The sequence below is a fragment of the Lentzea sp. NPDC036949 genome (assembly GCF_055608075.1).
In genome coordinates, this window is sequence record NZ_JBVJRA010000008.1 from 301,589 (window position 1) to 315,493 (window position 13,905).

The 13,905-nt window shown below is 71.7% G+C and carries 14 protein-coding genes; 3 read left to right on the top strand and 11 right to left on the bottom strand.

Translation table 11 applies throughout. The features are described 5' to 3' along the window. Positions 1 to 11: 11 nt before the first annotated feature. The 3 genes from ACZ7CD_RS24170 to ACZ7CD_RS24180 all read right to left on the bottom strand — a co-directional run bounded on the left by ACZ7CD_RS24170 (position 12) and on the right by ACZ7CD_RS24180 (position 2,696). The gene (locus tag ACZ7CD_RS24170; RefSeq protein ID WP_470379716.1) at positions 12 to 815 is read right to left on the bottom strand and encodes an SAM-dependent methyltransferase; all 804 of its coding nucleotides are present in this window, start codon (positions 813 to 815) and stop codon (positions 12 to 14) included. A gap of 57 nt (positions 816 to 872) precedes the next feature. Beyond that, complete coding sequence (locus ACZ7CD_RS24175) at positions 873 to 1,628, bottom strand: toll/interleukin-1 receptor domain-containing protein (RefSeq protein WP_360395437.1); 756 nt, start codon at positions 1,626 to 1,628, stop codon at positions 873 to 875. A 93-nt stretch (positions 1,629 to 1,721) separates the two neighbouring features. Beyond that, positions 1,722 to 2,696, bottom strand: a complete 975-nt coding sequence (locus ACZ7CD_RS24180) for a helix-turn-helix transcriptional regulator (RefSeq protein WP_470379717.1) — start codon at positions 2,694 to 2,696, stop codon at positions 1,722 to 1,724. 61 nt (positions 2,697 to 2,757) lie between these two features. On the opposite strand from ACZ7CD_RS24180, the gene ACZ7CD_RS24185 reads away from it, so the two are divergent. After that, on the top strand, positions 2,758 to 3,231 hold the full coding sequence (locus tag ACZ7CD_RS24185; RefSeq protein ID WP_360395440.1) for a VOC family protein: 474 nt from the start codon (positions 2,758 to 2,760) through the stop codon (positions 3,229 to 3,231). Here the strand turns inward: ACZ7CD_RS24185 and ACZ7CD_RS24190 are convergent. Genes ACZ7CD_RS24190 through ACZ7CD_RS24205 form a run of 4 tightly spaced genes read right to left on the bottom strand, consistent with a single transcriptional unit; the run spans position 3,215 to position 7,105 of the window. Next, a complete protein-coding gene (locus ACZ7CD_RS24190) occupies positions 3,215 to 4,588 on the bottom strand; it encodes an NAD(P)/FAD-dependent oxidoreductase (RefSeq protein ID WP_470379718.1) in 1,374 nt (457 codons plus the stop codon). The genes ACZ7CD_RS24185 and ACZ7CD_RS24190 overlap by 17 nt on opposite strands. Beyond that, positions 4,589 to 5,806, bottom strand: a complete 1,218-nt coding sequence (locus tag ACZ7CD_RS24195) for an MAB_1171c family putative transporter (RefSeq protein ID WP_470379719.1) — start codon at positions 5,804 to 5,806, stop codon at positions 4,589 to 4,591. Continuing rightward, a complete protein-coding gene (locus ACZ7CD_RS24200; RefSeq protein ID WP_360395444.1) occupies positions 5,793 to 6,350 on the bottom strand; it encodes a hypothetical protein in 558 nt (185 codons plus the stop codon). Before ACZ7CD_RS24200 ends, ACZ7CD_RS24195 begins: the two co-directional genes overlap by 14 nt. A gap of 47 nt (positions 6,351 to 6,397) precedes the next feature. After that, entirely contained in the window at positions 6,398 to 7,105 is a 708-nt protein-coding gene (locus ACZ7CD_RS24205) for a hypothetical protein (RefSeq protein WP_458430462.1), read from the bottom strand. Between the two features lie 230 nt (positions 7,106 to 7,335). Here ACZ7CD_RS24205 and ACZ7CD_RS24210 point away from each other — a divergent pair, with 230 nt between their 5' ends. Then, on the top strand, positions 7,336 to 8,256 hold the full coding sequence (locus ACZ7CD_RS24210) for a GGDEF domain-containing protein (RefSeq protein ID WP_470370245.1): 921 nt from the start codon (positions 7,336 to 7,338) through the stop codon (positions 8,254 to 8,256). Between the two features lie 50 nt (positions 8,257 to 8,306). Here the strand turns inward: ACZ7CD_RS24210 and ACZ7CD_RS24215 are convergent, their stop codons facing one another. Beyond that, a complete protein-coding gene (locus ACZ7CD_RS24215) occupies positions 8,307 to 8,939 on the bottom strand; it encodes a DsbA family protein (protein WP_458430463.1) in 633 nt (210 codons plus the stop codon). Between the two features lie 34 nt (positions 8,940 to 8,973). After that, positions 8,974 to 10,227, bottom strand: a complete 1,254-nt coding sequence (locus ACZ7CD_RS24220) for a DUF2252 domain-containing protein (RefSeq protein WP_470375192.1) — start codon at positions 10,225 to 10,227, stop codon at positions 8,974 to 8,976. A gap of 250 nt (positions 10,228 to 10,477) precedes the next feature. On the opposite strand from ACZ7CD_RS24220, the gene ACZ7CD_RS24225 reads away from it, so the two are divergent. Next, positions 10,478 to 10,630, top strand: coding sequence for a hypothetical protein (locus ACZ7CD_RS24225; RefSeq protein ID WP_470379720.1), 153 nt, complete (start codon positions 10,478 to 10,480; stop codon positions 10,628 to 10,630). On the opposite strand, the gene ACZ7CD_RS24230 is transcribed toward ACZ7CD_RS24225, so the two are convergent. Continuing rightward, a complete protein-coding gene (locus ACZ7CD_RS24230; RefSeq protein ID WP_470379721.1) occupies positions 10,585 to 12,630 on the bottom strand; it encodes an ArnT family glycosyltransferase in 2,046 nt (681 codons plus the stop codon). The genes ACZ7CD_RS24225 and ACZ7CD_RS24230 overlap by 46 nt on opposite strands. Beyond that, positions 12,627 to 13,871 carry a glycosyltransferase gene (locus ACZ7CD_RS24235; protein ID WP_470379722.1) on the bottom strand — a complete coding sequence of 415 codons (1,245 nt, stop codon included), beginning with the start codon at positions 13,869 to 13,871 and terminating at the stop codon, positions 12,627 to 12,629. Before ACZ7CD_RS24235 ends, ACZ7CD_RS24230 begins: the two co-directional genes overlap by 4 nt. Positions 13,872 to 13,905: the final 34 nt, after the last annotated feature.

Sequence of the window (13,905 nt, forward strand, 5' to 3'; positions counted from 1 at the left end):
CGTGGTGGTGCTCAGAGCTTGCGGGCGAGTCCCACGTAGACGTCCTCGGGGCCGCCTTCTCCGGCGGGGCCGAGCTCGGGGTGCCAGTGCGGTGCCGCGACGACGCCCGGTTCCAGGACCTCCATGCCCTCGAACATGGGGAGGAACTCGTCGCGCGAGCGGAAGTACATGGGGTCGCGGCTGTGCTGCATGGCCTCGACGACGGACCCCATCTCCTGCGGCTTGAAGTCGGCCGTGAGGTGCGATAACGCGATGAGGCTGCCCTGCGGCATGGCGTCGCGATAACGCGCGACGACGTCGGCGGGACCCTTCTCGTCGGGCACGAAGTGCAGCACGGCCACCATCAGCAGGCCGACGGGCCGGGACAGGTCGATGAGGTCCTCCACGACCGGGTCGGACAGCACGTCCCGCGGGGAGCACATGTCGGCCTGCACGACGCCGGCGTTCGGGTTGCCCTCCAGGATCAGCTGGCTGTGCGAGACGGCGACCTCGTCGTAGTCGACGTAGACCACGCGCGCGTCCGGGTTCTCCTGCTGCACGATCTCGTGCACGTTGCCGACCGTCGGGATGCCCGAGCCCAGGTCCAGGAACTGCGTGATGCCCTGCTGCATCATCATCAGCACGGCCCGGCGCATGAACGACCGGTTCGACGCGGCGATGGCCCGGCCGTCGCGCAGCACGCCGAGGACCTTCTCGCCGACCACGCGGTCGGAGGCGAAGTTGTGGCCACCTCCCAGCAGGAAGTCGTAGACGCGCGCCGCGCTGGGCACGTCGGTGTTGATTCCTGCGGGCACCCACGAGAACGGCTCGGACATGCCGGTCAACCTACCGGGTTGCATGCACGCGTGTGTGACCCCGGAACGGGTGAACCGCTACGGGAGCAAATGGCGGAACGCGGCGATGAGCAGCAGCCGTTGCTGGTCGACGTCGAGCGCGTCCTCGGGGCCCAGCCACTCGACCCTGATGCCGAGGTCGACCGCTGTCAGGTCCACAGTGGACTCATCCCGCGCGATCGGGCTGTCCTGGTGCAACAGCTGGTAGGAGAACCGGATCGCGACCGTGCCGTCGAAGCTGACCTGCTCCTCCGGCAACCGCAAGGCGGTGTGCACGGCCCCGTGCAGGGCCTCGCCGGTCAGGTGCAGCGGCGCCATCACCACGTGCGTGATGCCGAGGTCGTGGCTGCGCACCGACACCGCGACCGTGGGCCCGTCCGCGACCGGTGGCCGCGGCTGCGGGAACACCGGCAACGCCGACTTGCGGTCCGACCGCCACGCCGTGACCAGCCGCTCGACCGCGTCCACCAGGTCCACGTGCTTGCGCGGCGTCAGCAACGGCAGCGGTTCCTCGTCCACGCGCACGATGAACAGGAACGCGCGGCGGCGGGTCAGCTCCGCGGCGAAGTCGGCGATCCAGGTGTCCGTGGCCCACTCGCGCGACGGTGTGTGGGACGACCACAGCAGGACGTAGTAGTCCGACGACGCGATCGCGTCGGGCACCGGTGCGTCGGTCAGCTCGGTGAGGGAGGTGGTGACGTTGCGGGCTTCCAGGCCGGCTTGCAGGGCGTCGGCGTGCTGGCGGTCCTTGTGGGCGTACGCCAGGAACACCTTCGGGTGGATGTCTAAGGGCACGGGAGTCACCGTTCTTCCGCTGTGCCTTGGGGGGTCTGCGGACAGTTGCCGTGGGTCGCAGGTTAACGATCCAGGTGGGGTTCAGATCGTTTGTCATGTTTCTGTCCTTGAACCGGCGCCTATCGAGTGGGTGATGCGGGCCGCCACCCTGCGCAGGTGGTCGACCAGCGGCCCCGGTCCGTGCACCGTGAAGTCGCAGTCCAGCAACGTCAACCGGAACGCCAGGTACTCGACGGTGTCCTCCCCGCTCTCCCACCGGCACGACGCCGCGTCGAGTGCCCGCAGCTCCCCGGCGGCGTCACCGAGGCGGGCCCGCGCCACCTCCACCGGCAACCGCAGCGTCGCGGAAGCCCGGTGCACCGGCACCGAGTCGTACATCCGCTGTGCCACGTACGCCACGGCGTCGCCGCCGGGTGCGGTGCGCGGGGTGGAACGGGCGCCGGTCGCGAGGGCCGACGTGATCCGGTCCAGGCGGAAGACGCGCCAGTCGGCGCGGTCGAGGTCGTGGGCGAGCAGGTACCAGCGGCGGCCGAGTGCGACGAGGCGGGTGGGTTCCACGTGGCGTTTCGAGGTCACGCCCTCGGTGGAGACGTAGGAGAAGCGCAGGCGTTCGCAGGCGTGTGCGGCGGCGGCGACCACGGTCAGCTGGGCGGGGTCGACCAGTGCGGCCGCGGGGACCGGCGAGGACGAGGTCGTGGCGGTCAGGGTCGCCACGCGGCGGGCCAGGCGCGGGGGCAGGACCTGGCGCAGTTTCGCGAGGGCGCGCAGGGAGGCGTCGGCGATGCCGGACACGGGCTGGCGGGCCGCGGTGTGCAGGCCCAGGGTGATGGCGACGGCCTCCTCGTCGTCGAGGAGCAGCGGGGGCATGGCCTGGCCGGCGACCAGGCGGTAGCCGCCGAGGGTGCCGAGGGTCGCCTCCACCGGGTAGCCGAGGTCGCGCAGGCGGTCGACGTCGCGGCGGATCGTGCGGCCGGTGACGCCGAGGCGGGTGGCGAGCTCGCTGCCCGGCCACTCGCGCGGGGTTTGCAGCAGGGACAACAGGCGCAGGAGCCGGGCGGCGTCGCTCATGCCGGAAACCTAGGCCAGAAGTAGGACCGATGTCGTCCTACATCGGCCATACGGTCGGGCCATGAACGTTGTGCCGGAGGGCTACCACACCGTCACGCCGTGGCTGATCACGCGCGGCCGCACGGTGGAGCTGATCGAGTTCGTCGTCGAGGTGTTCGGGGCGGTGGAGCTGGGGCGCGTCGGGCAGGCCGGGGCGATCGGCCACGCCGAGGTGCGGATCGGGGACTCGGTGGTGATGATGTTCGACCATCCGGACTGGCCGGCCACACCGGGGTTCCTGCGGTTGTACGTCGCCGACGACGCGGCCGTTCTCCTGCGGGCGGTGGAGAACGGCGCGCGGGTGCTCACCGAGCCGACCGAGCTGTTCTGGGGTGACCGGGTGAGCAGGTTCGCCGACCCGTTCGGCAACCTGTGGTGGGTGCACCAGCGGGTCGCCGAACCGGCCCCGGACGAGCTGGACGCCAGGATGCGCGACCCGGAGTTCAGCCGGGCGATGGAGTACGTGCAGAGCCTGGACTTCACGCCGGGCCGGTGACGCGGGCGCGTTCCTCCGCGGTCAGCGTCAGGGCGGGGGCAGCGGTGCGCGGGCCGCGCAAGGTCGCCAGGAACACCCTCGGGCTCATCAGGTTCGTCATCGGGCCGGAGAGGGTGAACGCGTCGATGAACGCGCGGGTCACCGCCGGTTCGGAGGTCGCGGTGCGGACCAGGCGGTCGACGTAGCGCTGCAGGACGCGGCCCGCCAGCGGCAGCGGCTTGCCGATCGCGTCGGGGTAGAGGATGTCCTGGTTGGTGGCCATGGCCCAGGCGCCGTCGACGACCTTCGCGATGGCGCGCTGCACCTGCTGCGCGGTGGCACCGGAGCGCAGGCCCGCGTCGAGGGCCAGCGCGCTCTGCGCGGCGATCGACATGCCGTGGCCGTACACCGGGTTGTAGGTGGCGACCGAGTCGCCGAGCGCGAGCACGCCCGTGGGCCAGGGCTTCAGGCGTTCGAAGAACAGGCGGCGGTTCGCGGTGCCGTGGGCGCCGTAGACCGGGGTCAGCGGCTCGGCGTCGGCGATGAGGTCGCCGACGACCGGGTTGCGGACCGAGCGGGCGAAGTCGACGAACCGCGACTCGTCGGTGGTGGGCTCGCCGCCGCGGGTGCCGGAGAGCGTCACGAGCCAGCGCCCGCCCTCGATCGGCAGCAGCGTCGCCGTGCAACCGGGGTGCGGGTCGCGCGGGTTGGCCTGCACGTTGACGATCGGGAAGTCCGTCGCGGCCGAGGCGGGGGCGCGGAACACGCGCGTGGCGTAGGCGAGACCGGAGTCGACCGTCTCCTGCGGCACCTCGGGCAGCCCGAAGTCCGCGAGCCACCGCGCGAGCTTCGAGGCGCGGCCGGTGGCGTCGAGGACGAGGTTCGCCTCCAGCGAGACGCGCTCGCGGGAGACGCGGTCCTCCACCAGCACCCCGGTCACGGCGTCGCCGTCACCCAGCAACGACACCGGTTCCGTGCCGGTCAGCACCGAGATCTTGTTGTCCCGCAACGCCTGGCTGCGCACGACCCAGTCGAGCAGGCTGCGGCTGCACGAGACGATGTACTGCATCTCCGGGAACCGCGGCACCCAGCCCTGCGCGCTCAGCGACACCAGCGCGTTGGGCACGCCGATGCGGTGCGCGCCGGCGGCGAGGAGCTCGTCCAGCGTGCCGGGCAGCAGCTCCTCGATCGCGCGGGCACCACCGGACATCAGCAGGTGTGCGTGCCGGGCCTGCGGCACGCCGGTGCGCGGCTCGGGGCCGTCCGGCAGCTGGTCCCGCTCGACCACGGTGACCTCGTCGTAGTGCTTGACGAGGACGGTCGCGGCGAGCATCCCGGCGAGTCCTCCGCCGAGGACCACGGCGTGTGTCGGTGCCATCTAGTCGTTTCCCCCTGCTGCGTGCACGCGGGCGGCGTCGGCCACCGCGGCGTCGACGATGGGCGAGTGCTGGAACGCGCGCGAGATGCGCACCCACCGGTCGTGTTCGGTCGAGAGGTCCGTCCCGTCGACGATCTCGGCGGCGGGACGGCGCTGAGGTGGCCTGCGGCGGGCCTCGGCGGTGCCGGCGGCGCGCAGCTGGGCGGCCTCGACCACGGCGGCCAGCTCGTCGGCGGGCAGCTCGGCCGCGCGGGCCAGGGTGGTGGCCGACTCGCCCACGGACAGGTCGTAGTACGGCGTCAGCGCCCAGCGCCAGTCGTTCAGCTCGATGATCTGCCTGCGCACCCGGTGGTGCGGGTTCAGGAACTTGCCCGGCGCGACCAGCACGATGTGCGGGTTCACGTGCGCCAGCGACCGGTGCAGCGGCCGCAGCAGGAAGTACGTCCGCCACCGGCGCAGCCACAGCCGCGGCGACGGGCGGCGCGGCCCGAACACCGGCAACGCCATCGCGATCACCAGCGGGACGATGCTGAGCGCCGCCACCAGCGGTGCGGCCGTGCTCAGGACGTCGAAGCTGCGCTCACCGGCCCAGTTCATCAGCAGCACGAACAGCTTGACCACAGCGAACGCCACCGGCCCCAGACCGGTGAGCGCGTACCAGCGCAGCCCCCGCGCGAGCCACGGCCGCGCCGAGATCGCCTCGTCACGCGCACCCTGCCAGCAGTGGTAGGCCTGCCCGCCGCAGCCGACCGCCGTGGCCACGAAGTAGACGAACAGGAACACCGCCACCGTCGGCTGCGTGGCGTAGAACGTGTCGAAGTCGACCTGGCGCTCGTCGCCGACCTCGGACTTGAAGAACAGCACCACCATCGCCGCGATGATCGTGCCGTAGCCGATGAGGATCAGCCGGACCCGTTGCCACGCCTGGACCGGTGGGCAACGCCAGTACAGCACCAACGCGAACGACGAGCCGGAGAACCCGACCACGAGCGAGTACACCAGCAGCGCCGCGAAGTTCGGCACGCCCGACACCCAGTTGATCCAGGTGATGTTCGCGGGCGCGGCGAAGAACACGGCGAACGCGGAGAACGACACCGTCGAGATCAGCGCGACGACCCTGGGGCTGCCCCAGTTCGAGCGCAGCGCCCGGATCTTGTAGGCGAGCAGGAGCAGACCGGTCAGACCGCTGGAGAGGTAGGCCAGGTCAAAGATCGCCACGACGCACCCAGCGGGATCGCCCCTCGAGCGACTCGGCGATCCGCCGCACGTGCGGAGCGGTGTCGGTGCCCGCCGTGTCCGCCCACACGTGGTGCTCGGTCAGGCGCTCCAGCAGGTGGTCGGCGAGGTTCTCGGCCTGGCGCTCCTCGTCCTCGGTGAGCGTGGTGCGCCCGGCGATGATCTGCGCCATCCGCGGCAGCAGGTTCGGGGCGAGCTTGCGCATGCCCTCGGCCTTGGTCAGCGCCACCGGCTCGTGCCGCAGCAACGCGTGCGCGAACTCGTGCAGCAGCACGTGCAGGCGGTGGTACCACGACGGCGAGTCGGCGCAGAGCACGAGGTACGTGCCGTTCTCCAGCAACGCCGTCGCGCCGCTCAGGCACGTCGTCCCGGTGATCTGCGCGAAGCGCACCTCGACCGGGCTCCCGAGCCGTTCGCCCATGAGCTCGCAGACCCGGCGGCTCGCGTCCCGGTGCGTCGCGTCAGGCGGCAGGTCGAGGTCGCGGGTGACCTCGTCGACGAGCTCGCGCAGCTTCCTGCGGTTCACCCGGCGCCTCCTCTCGTCCTCGGCAGCAGCGGTCCAGATCGCGATCTTCACGCGTTCTCGGGCGGGGTGCGGCGGCCCTTCATCGGGAACGTCCAGCCCTCGCCGACCTCCAGCGCCTGCCGGAACCCTTCTACCGCAGCGGCTCTGGCCTGCGGGGAGAGTTCACCCGTCCGCTCGGCCAGGCGGGTGACGAACTCGACCACGCCGAGCTCGCGCAGCGCCAGGAAGTCGGTCAGCTCCGAGTCGACCTTCGCCGCGACGTCGTCGTCGAAGAAGTACGCGGGATCGGCGCCGAAGTGGTCGGCGAGCCCGAGGATGTGCTTGAGCCGCGGGTTCGCGCTGGCCTGGCTGAGCAGCTCGCGGATGTAGCTCGCGGAGATGCTGCCGTAGTGGCCGGCGCTGCTGATCGACGCCGCGACCTCCTCCGGCGACCACGGGCCGCGGTCGGGCGGGTGCACCGCCTCGAACAGCGTGCTCAGCGCGGTGGCGCGCCAGCCGGGGCGTTCACCGCGGTAGAGCTCGCGCCGTCCGCCCAGGAACACGGCGGGGTGCACGCCGAGCGCGCCGGCGAGGTCGACGACGGCCTGGCAGGTCGGGTTGTCCTTGACGCCGAGCCGCAGCTGCGAGATGTAGCCGTGCCCGATGTCCCCGCCGCGTTCCCTGACCGCCGCCGCGAGCGCCACGTTGGTCATCTTGCCGGGGTGGTTGGGCGGGTTGTTGCACAGCTCGTTGAGGACCTCGGCGAACGGCCTCACGCCACACCTCCGCTGGAGCGACCCTACGGCCGGCAATCATTCCACTGCTGTGGAACCTCGCGAGCATATGGCATCACAAGGGTTGAATCCACCAGTGCGTAGCCCTATGCTCACAGTCCGCCGCTTCCACTGCTGTGTCGCGTTTGATCCGAACGACGTCACTTCAGTTGAACGTGGCAGCTGAGGCCAGTCAGGGCTGACGTCTGGGGGGACTGATGACGACGGCGCGGATGGGGCTGACTGTGAACGACGGTGCTGCTCGTTCCCTTGTCCTGCACGACGAGAGCGCTCCCTCGCGGTGCGGTTCCTGCGCTCAGCCGCTCGGTGCCTGGGCCACGGACCGCCTCACCGGCCTGCTCGGCCGCTGGGGCTGGGACGACCAGGCGCCCGCGCTGTACCGCAGGGCGCAGCGCCGCTGGGAGCAGGTCGCGCTGCTCATGATCGACCTCGACCGGTTCAAGAAGATCAACGACGACTACGGCCACCCGGCCGGAGACGTGGTGCTGACCGATGTGGCGGGCGTGCTGACGACGCACACCCGCTCCGCGGACCTGGTCTGCCGGTACGGCGGCGACGAGTTCCTGGTCCTGCTGCCGCGCACCACACCGGGCGAGGCCGCCGTGGTCGCCGAGCGGATCCTGCGCGGCATCAGGGCGTTGCGGACCGACATCACCACGAACGACGGCTACGGCCTCACGCTGACCGGCCAGACCGCCTCGATCGGCGTCGGCGCGCACGTCCCCGACCCCGGTGCCACGGTGGTCGACCTGGTCCGCGAGGCCGACGCCGCACTGCAGCTCGCCAAGCGCGGCGGCCGGGCGCGCGTCCAGGTGCACGACCCCGGCTCGTTCGCGGAACGCCGCACGGACACCGCGGCGCTGCACCACCTGCTCGCGTTGCAGGAGCTGATGGGCAGCGACCTGCTGCCGCACGTGCTCGTGGAGCTGTCAGAGGGTCCGAAGGCGTTCGAGGAGCTCGTCGCCACGGCGGGGCCGACCGTGCACCGGACGTTGGAACGCCTGCAGGACAACGGTTTCGTGATCCGCCGGGCGGCGAGGTACGAGCTGACGGCCGCGGCACGCGAGTGGATGACCGACGTGCTGCCGGTCGTGGGGGCCTGGGCCGGACGCCACCACGTGCACGTGAGCTGAACCGCCGCGCGAACCTCGGGGCGTCGAAGGCACAACATCTGGCACCCTGCTCAGCGGATGGCCGCGAGCCGTTCCTCGACCTCCTCGGCCGTCGCGTGCCCGCGGGCGAGCGCGTACCCGTTCGTCCCGTCGAGCGCGATCAGCGTCGGGTAGCCGCTGACGCCGAACCGCGCCGCGCGCACGAAGTCCGCCTCCGGCTGCGCGCTGTGGAACGCCGCGACCACCGCGTCGCCGTCGAGCCCGAAGTCGGTGGCGATCCCGCGGAACGTCTCCGGGTCGGACAGGCTCCTGCCGTCGTGGAAGAACGCCTGCTGCACCGCGATGGCCAGCTCAGCGGCCCGCTCCGGCGCGGCTTCGCGCACCGCGGCCACCCCGCGGGCGGCACCCTCGGAGTCCATCACGAACTCGCCCTCGTCGAGCAGCCGGTTGAACGCGTCGCCGAACCGCGCGCCCGTACGTGCGGTCACCTCCACGTTCGCGTCCTTGATGAACCCGAACTCGCGGATCGGCACGCGCCGCGACCCGGTGAACAGCCCACCGGAGACGACCTCCACCGGCAGGTCGGGATGGCGTTCGGTGAGGGCGCGCAGCGTGCCGGAGAAGGCGTGCGACCAGCCGCAGTAGGCGTCGAAGACGTAGACGAGCTTCACGACCGGGTACAAGCGCCGGTCCGGCCAGGACATTCCCGCCGGACCTGTCGGCTCCGCACGGGACGGGTCAGGCGGTCGAGCCGACTCCCTTGATCCGGCCGTCCCGGAACGCGTCCACGAACAGCCGGTGGTCCTCCCGGGTCTGCTGCGCGTAGTCCAGCGCGAACGTCACGATCGACTCGGTGAGTTCGCGCTCGCGCGACCCGATGACCTCGGCGATGGCCTCCTCGCACTGGAAGTCCACCAGGGTCTGCTCGGAGTCCTCGTCGGCGACGCAGTGCATCTTGGCGGTGGCGCGGCCGAGGTAGTCGAGCACGGGCAGCATGTCGGCGGGCTCGGTGAGGTCGGACCAGTCGAGGTCGGCCTCGTACGGGGAGAGCTCGGCGACGACGTAGCCGACGCCGTCGATCTCGGTGTGGCCGAGCCACGGGTCGGCGTGGGCCTGCAGTGCGCGTTGGGAGACGGCGGTGCGGTGGCCGTGGTCGGTGAAGTACGCGCGGATGCGGTCGTCGGGGACGATGCGGCTCGGGGCGGCGACGTTGGCCTGCTTCATCGACAGCACCACGTCGTTCTCCAGCGCCTGGGTGCGGCCCTCGACGAGGATGTTGTAGGCGTGCAGGCCGGCGGAGCCGATGCCGAAACCGCTGCGGCCCACCACGTCCTTCACGGTGTAGGTGCGGCTGCTGGCGCGTTTGCCCTGCGGGATCGTGTCGAGGTAGGCGGCGTAGGCCTGTTCGACGGCGGCGCGGACCTCGTCGGACAGTTCGTGGGTGCCTTCGCGGTCACGGCGGAACGTCCGCTCGTAGTCGCGGATCGTGGTCTTCTCGCGCAGCAGGTCGATGCGGGTGGCGAGGCGGGCGCGCTGCAGGACGCGGTGCAGGGCGCCCTCCGTGCTGTCGAGGCCGAGGCTGAACAGCTCGTCGCCGGGTTTCTCGGCGAACGTGCGGACCTGCGTCACGTAGGCGGCCACGTAGGTGCCGATCAGCTCGGTGATCGCGCTGTCGGGCAACGCCTTGCGCCAGCCGAGCAACGCCATGGAGGCGGCGAAGCGGCGCAGGTCCCACGTGAACGAGCCGAGGTAGGCCTCGTCGAAGTCGTTGACGTCGAAGACGAGCGTGCCCTCGGAGTCCATGTAGGTGCCGAAGTTCTGCGCGTGCAGGTCGCCCTGGATCCAGATGCGGCCGGTGCGGTCGTCGGCCCACTCGTCCGGCAGCTCCGCCATGTCCGCGTAGAACAGGCAGGCGCTGCCGCGGTAGAACGCGAACGGTTCCGCCGCCATCTTGCGGAACTTGTGCCGGAACGCGGCCGGGTCGGCCGTCATCAGGTCGGTGAACGCCTCTTCGAGCACGCTCACGATGCGGTCGCCACGATCGGTCACGGCGGCACCCCCTTGTCTCCCGGCCGGCCGTGTCTCCCGTCCGGCAGGACGCACAGCCCACCACGCCGGTGCCCTCCGCGCACGGTGCGCGTGCAAATTTCGCCGGCCGTTCCACCGGAGTTGCCCCGAGCCGGGACGAACCGGGCAGGAATCGAGAAGCCGACGGCCCGCGCCGCCCCCTAGCGTCGCGGGCATGTGCTTCATGTTCGGTGCCAGCCAGGAGCAGATCCGGCACGCGCTCGGCCCCGCGGAGGCGGGCCCCGGCGAGGCCGAGCGGGACGATCCGGACGAGGGGACGGGCTACGCCTTGCACTCCAGCAACGTCTGCGCGGAGCTGCCGCCGTAGAGCGACGGATCGACGGCGGAGCAGTGCTGCGTGATCCACTCCTGGCGGCCGTTGTCCGTGCCGCCGGGACCGCGCATGCCCATGCCGCCCCCGTTGCCGAGCACGAACTTCAGCCTGCCCCCGCTCACCCAGGCCTGGAGCTGGTCGACCGACGGCGCGTCGTCCGAACCGGAGAACCCGCCCATGCCGATCACCACCTCGTCGGAGCCCATGATGAACGGCGCCGCCGCCTGCGCCGAGCCCGCGACGGCCAGGGTGATCGCGGCGCCACCGCTGTTCTCCTTGGCATAGGCCAGGATCTTGCGCTGTTCCTCGGTGAGCTCACGACTGCCGGGGCCGGGGCCGCGCATCTGCTGGCCGTGGTCAGCACGACCGTCAGGCGCCTGCCGGGTCCCGTTCGGCGGCATCTGGCCAGGCGTCTGCCCACCGGGCATCTGGCCGGGAGCCTGCCCACCTGGCACCGGCCCGTCGCGGAAGAACTGCCCACCACCGTCAGCCGGTCCGGCCGCGGGCATCACCCCGTTGTCCGTCGCGGTCGCCGCCGTCGCGGTGGACCACACGGCCGGCACCAGCAGCACCGCCACCACCGCCGCGACCAGCCCGGTCCGGCGCAGCCCTGCCAGCAGCACGACGACCGCCACCGCGGCCACCCCGACGACCGCCCAGCGCGCCCACCCGTGCCACGACGTGTCCCGCGAGACCACCACGAACGCCCAGGCCGCCGTGAGCACGACCGAGACCGGCAGCAGGAACCGCACGACGCTCCTGGCCCGCCAGAACATCACCAGCCCCGCAGCGCTGATCGCGGCGACGGCCGGTGCCAGCATCGTCGTGTAGTACGGGTGGAAGATGCCCTGCGCGAAGCTGAACACCGCCATCGTCACGAGCAGCCAACTGCCCCACAGGAACCAGCCCGCGCGCTCGGCCGCGTCACCCGGCACCTCGCGCCGCAGCCGCAGCACCCCGCCGACGACGACCGCGACCAGCACGAGCAGGCTCAACGGCAGCAGCCACGAGATCTGCCCGCCGACCGCGTTGTCGAACATGCGGGTGACGCCCGCCTGACCGCCGAACATCGCGCCGCCACCGGGACCGGCGACCTCCATCCCCGCCGGCGGCGTCCCGATCATCCGCTCGCCACCGCCACCGCGGTTGCCGGAGCCGCCGAACACCCGGCCCAGGCCGTTGTAGTCGATGATCAGGTCCCACGCGCCGCCGTCGGTGGACCCGCCGATGTACGGCTTGGCCCCCGGCCAGAACGCGTGCAGCGCCACCCACCAGAACGACGACACGACCAGCACCACCCCGGCGCCCAGGAGGTCGGCGACCCGCCGCTTCAGCGGTGAGCCCGTCGCCACCAGGTACGCCAGCGCGAAGCCCGGCACCACGATCCACGCCTGCAGCATCTTCGTGAGGAACCCGCAGCCGATGAAGAAAGCGCACCACAGCAACCACGTCGTCCGCACCCGGCTCTCGGGGGCCTGCACCGACCGCGTGAGCGCGTAGGCCGCCGCGACGAGCGTCAGCACCAGCAGCGTGTCCGGGTTGTTGTCGCGGTTGATCGCCACGGTGATCGGCGTCAGCGCGAAGATCAACGCCGCGAGCAGCGCCACGTGCTCGCCCGCCCACCGCCGGACCGTCCGGTGCAGCAGGAACACCGCCGCGACGCCCTCGACGACCTGCGGCAGCAGCACCGCCCAGCCGTGGAACCCGAAGAGCCACACGGAGACCGCCTGCGGCCACAGCGCCATCGGCGGCTTGTCGACGGTCACCACGCCGGCCGGGTCGAACGAGCCGAACAGGAAGTTCGTGAACGACGTCGACATCGACTTGGCTGCGGCCGCGTAGTAGGAGTTGCCCACCTGGCCCGCGCCGATCCGCCACGCGTACAGCGCACCGGCGGCCGCGCAGATCGCCGCGAGCGCCCAGGCAGGCCAGCGCGCCGGACGGGTGTCCGCGGGCGTGGCGGCGGGTGCGGCCACCTCGGCAGTGGCGGTCATGCTGGTTCCTTTCGGTCGTCCCGGCGGAACACCCAGCTCCGCAGCAGGAAGAAGCGTCCCGCCGTGCCGAGCGCCGACGAGCCGAGCAGCACCGCCAGCTCCAGCAGCCGGGACGGGTCGGGGGTGGCCGCGTGCAGCACGAGCAGCGCGGCCGACGTGAACGCGTAGTACAGGCCGAACACCACGAGGCCCTGCAGGTGCGTCCGGCCGCGGGCGGTGTTGCGGGCGGTGAACGTGAAGCGCCGGTTGGCCTCCGTGTTGACCAGGGTGGTGATCACGAGCGCCAGCAGGTTCGCCGTCAGCACCGGCCACCACGTGCGGAAGACGCCGTACAGCGCCAGGTTCGCGAGCGTGGAGACCACGCCGATCACCGCGAACGACAGCACCTGCCAGGACAGCCCGCCCTCGCTGCGGCTGAGCACCGCGTCGGGGTGGATCGCCCGCGGCTCCGGGCGCCGCGGCAGGTCCGGCACGCGCGCGGTGCCGTTCGCCTTGGCCCTCGCCACCCGGATGAGCCCCTTCACGTCGTCGAGCGCGGTGCCGAGCACGTCGACCCGGCTGTCCACGTCCTCGACCCAGTCCACCGGCACCTCGTGCACCCGCAAACCGTTGTGCTCGGCCAGGAGCAGCAGCTCGGTGTCGAAGAACCACGCGTCGTCGCCGGCCCGTTCGAGCAACGGCCGGACCACCTCCAGCCGTGCCGCCTTGAACCCGCACTGGGCGTCGCTGAACCGGGCGCCGTGCGTGAGCCGGATCAACGCGTTGTAGCCGCGCGACACGATCTCGCGCCGCGGCCCGCGCACGGTGCGCGAACCCGGTGCCAGCCGTGAGCCGATCGCGAGGTCGGAGTGGCCGTTGACCAGCGGCGCGACCAGCGGCAGCAGCCCGTCGAGACCGGTGGACAGGTCGACGTCCATGTAGACGACGACGGCCGCCTCACTCGCTCCCCACGCCTCCTTCAGCGCGCGTCCCCGGCCCTTGCGGTCGAGGTGGTGCACGCGCACCCGGTCGAACCGCGCGGCCAGGTCGTGCGCCGTGGCCAGGGTCGCGTCGGTGCTCGCGTTGTCGACGACCACGATCGACCAGTCGAACGGGAACTGCTCGCGCAGGAACCCGTGCAGCACCTCGACGCACCCCGGCAGCGCGCGTTCCTCGTTGTGGACGGGGATCATGATGTCCACGGTCGTCGTGGTCCTGTCGTCACGGCGCCGCACCGCGGCTGGCGCCCCGCTGACCGCCATCTGCTCTCCGTTCCACTGTGGACACGTTGCGTCG

Excerpts from the sequence above, each read along its gene's own strand:
- ACZ7CD_RS24170 (WP_470379716.1), bottom strand. The coding sequence starts at position 815 with ATGTCCGAGCCGTTCTCGTGGGTGCCCGCAGGAATCAACACCGACGTG.
- ACZ7CD_RS24180 (WP_470379717.1), bottom strand. The coding sequence starts at position 2,696 with ATGAGCGACGCCGCCCGGCTCCTGCGCCTGTTGTCCCTGCTGCAAACC.
- ACZ7CD_RS24185 (WP_360395440.1), top strand. The coding sequence starts at position 2,758 with ATGAACGTTGTGCCGGAGGGCTACCACACCGTCACGCCGTGGCTGATC.
- ACZ7CD_RS24190 (WP_470379718.1), bottom strand. The coding sequence starts at position 4,588 with ATGGCACCGACACACGCCGTGGTCCTCGGCGGAGGACTCGCCGGGATG.
- ACZ7CD_RS24210 (WP_470370245.1), top strand. The coding sequence starts at position 7,336 with ATGGGGCTGACTGTGAACGACGGTGCTGCTCGTTCCCTTGTCCTGCAC.
- ACZ7CD_RS24215 (WP_458430463.1), bottom strand. The coding sequence starts at position 8,939 with ATGTCCTGGCCGGACCGGCGCTTGTACCCGGTCGTGAAGCTCGTCTAC.
- ACZ7CD_RS24220 (WP_470375192.1), bottom strand. The coding sequence starts at position 10,227 with ATGACGGCCGACCCGGCCGCGTTCCGGCACAAGTTCCGCAAGATGGCG.
- ACZ7CD_RS24225 (WP_470379720.1), top strand. The coding sequence starts at position 10,478 with ATGTGCTTCATGTTCGGTGCCAGCCAGGAGCAGATCCGGCACGCGCTC.
- ACZ7CD_RS24230 (WP_470379721.1), bottom strand. The coding sequence starts at position 12,630 with ATGACCGCCACTGCCGAGGTGGCCGCACCCGCCGCCACGCCCGCGGAC.
- ACZ7CD_RS24235 (WP_470379722.1), bottom strand. The coding sequence starts at position 13,871 with ATGGCGGTCAGCGGGGCGCCAGCCGCGGTGCGGCGCCGTGACGACAGG.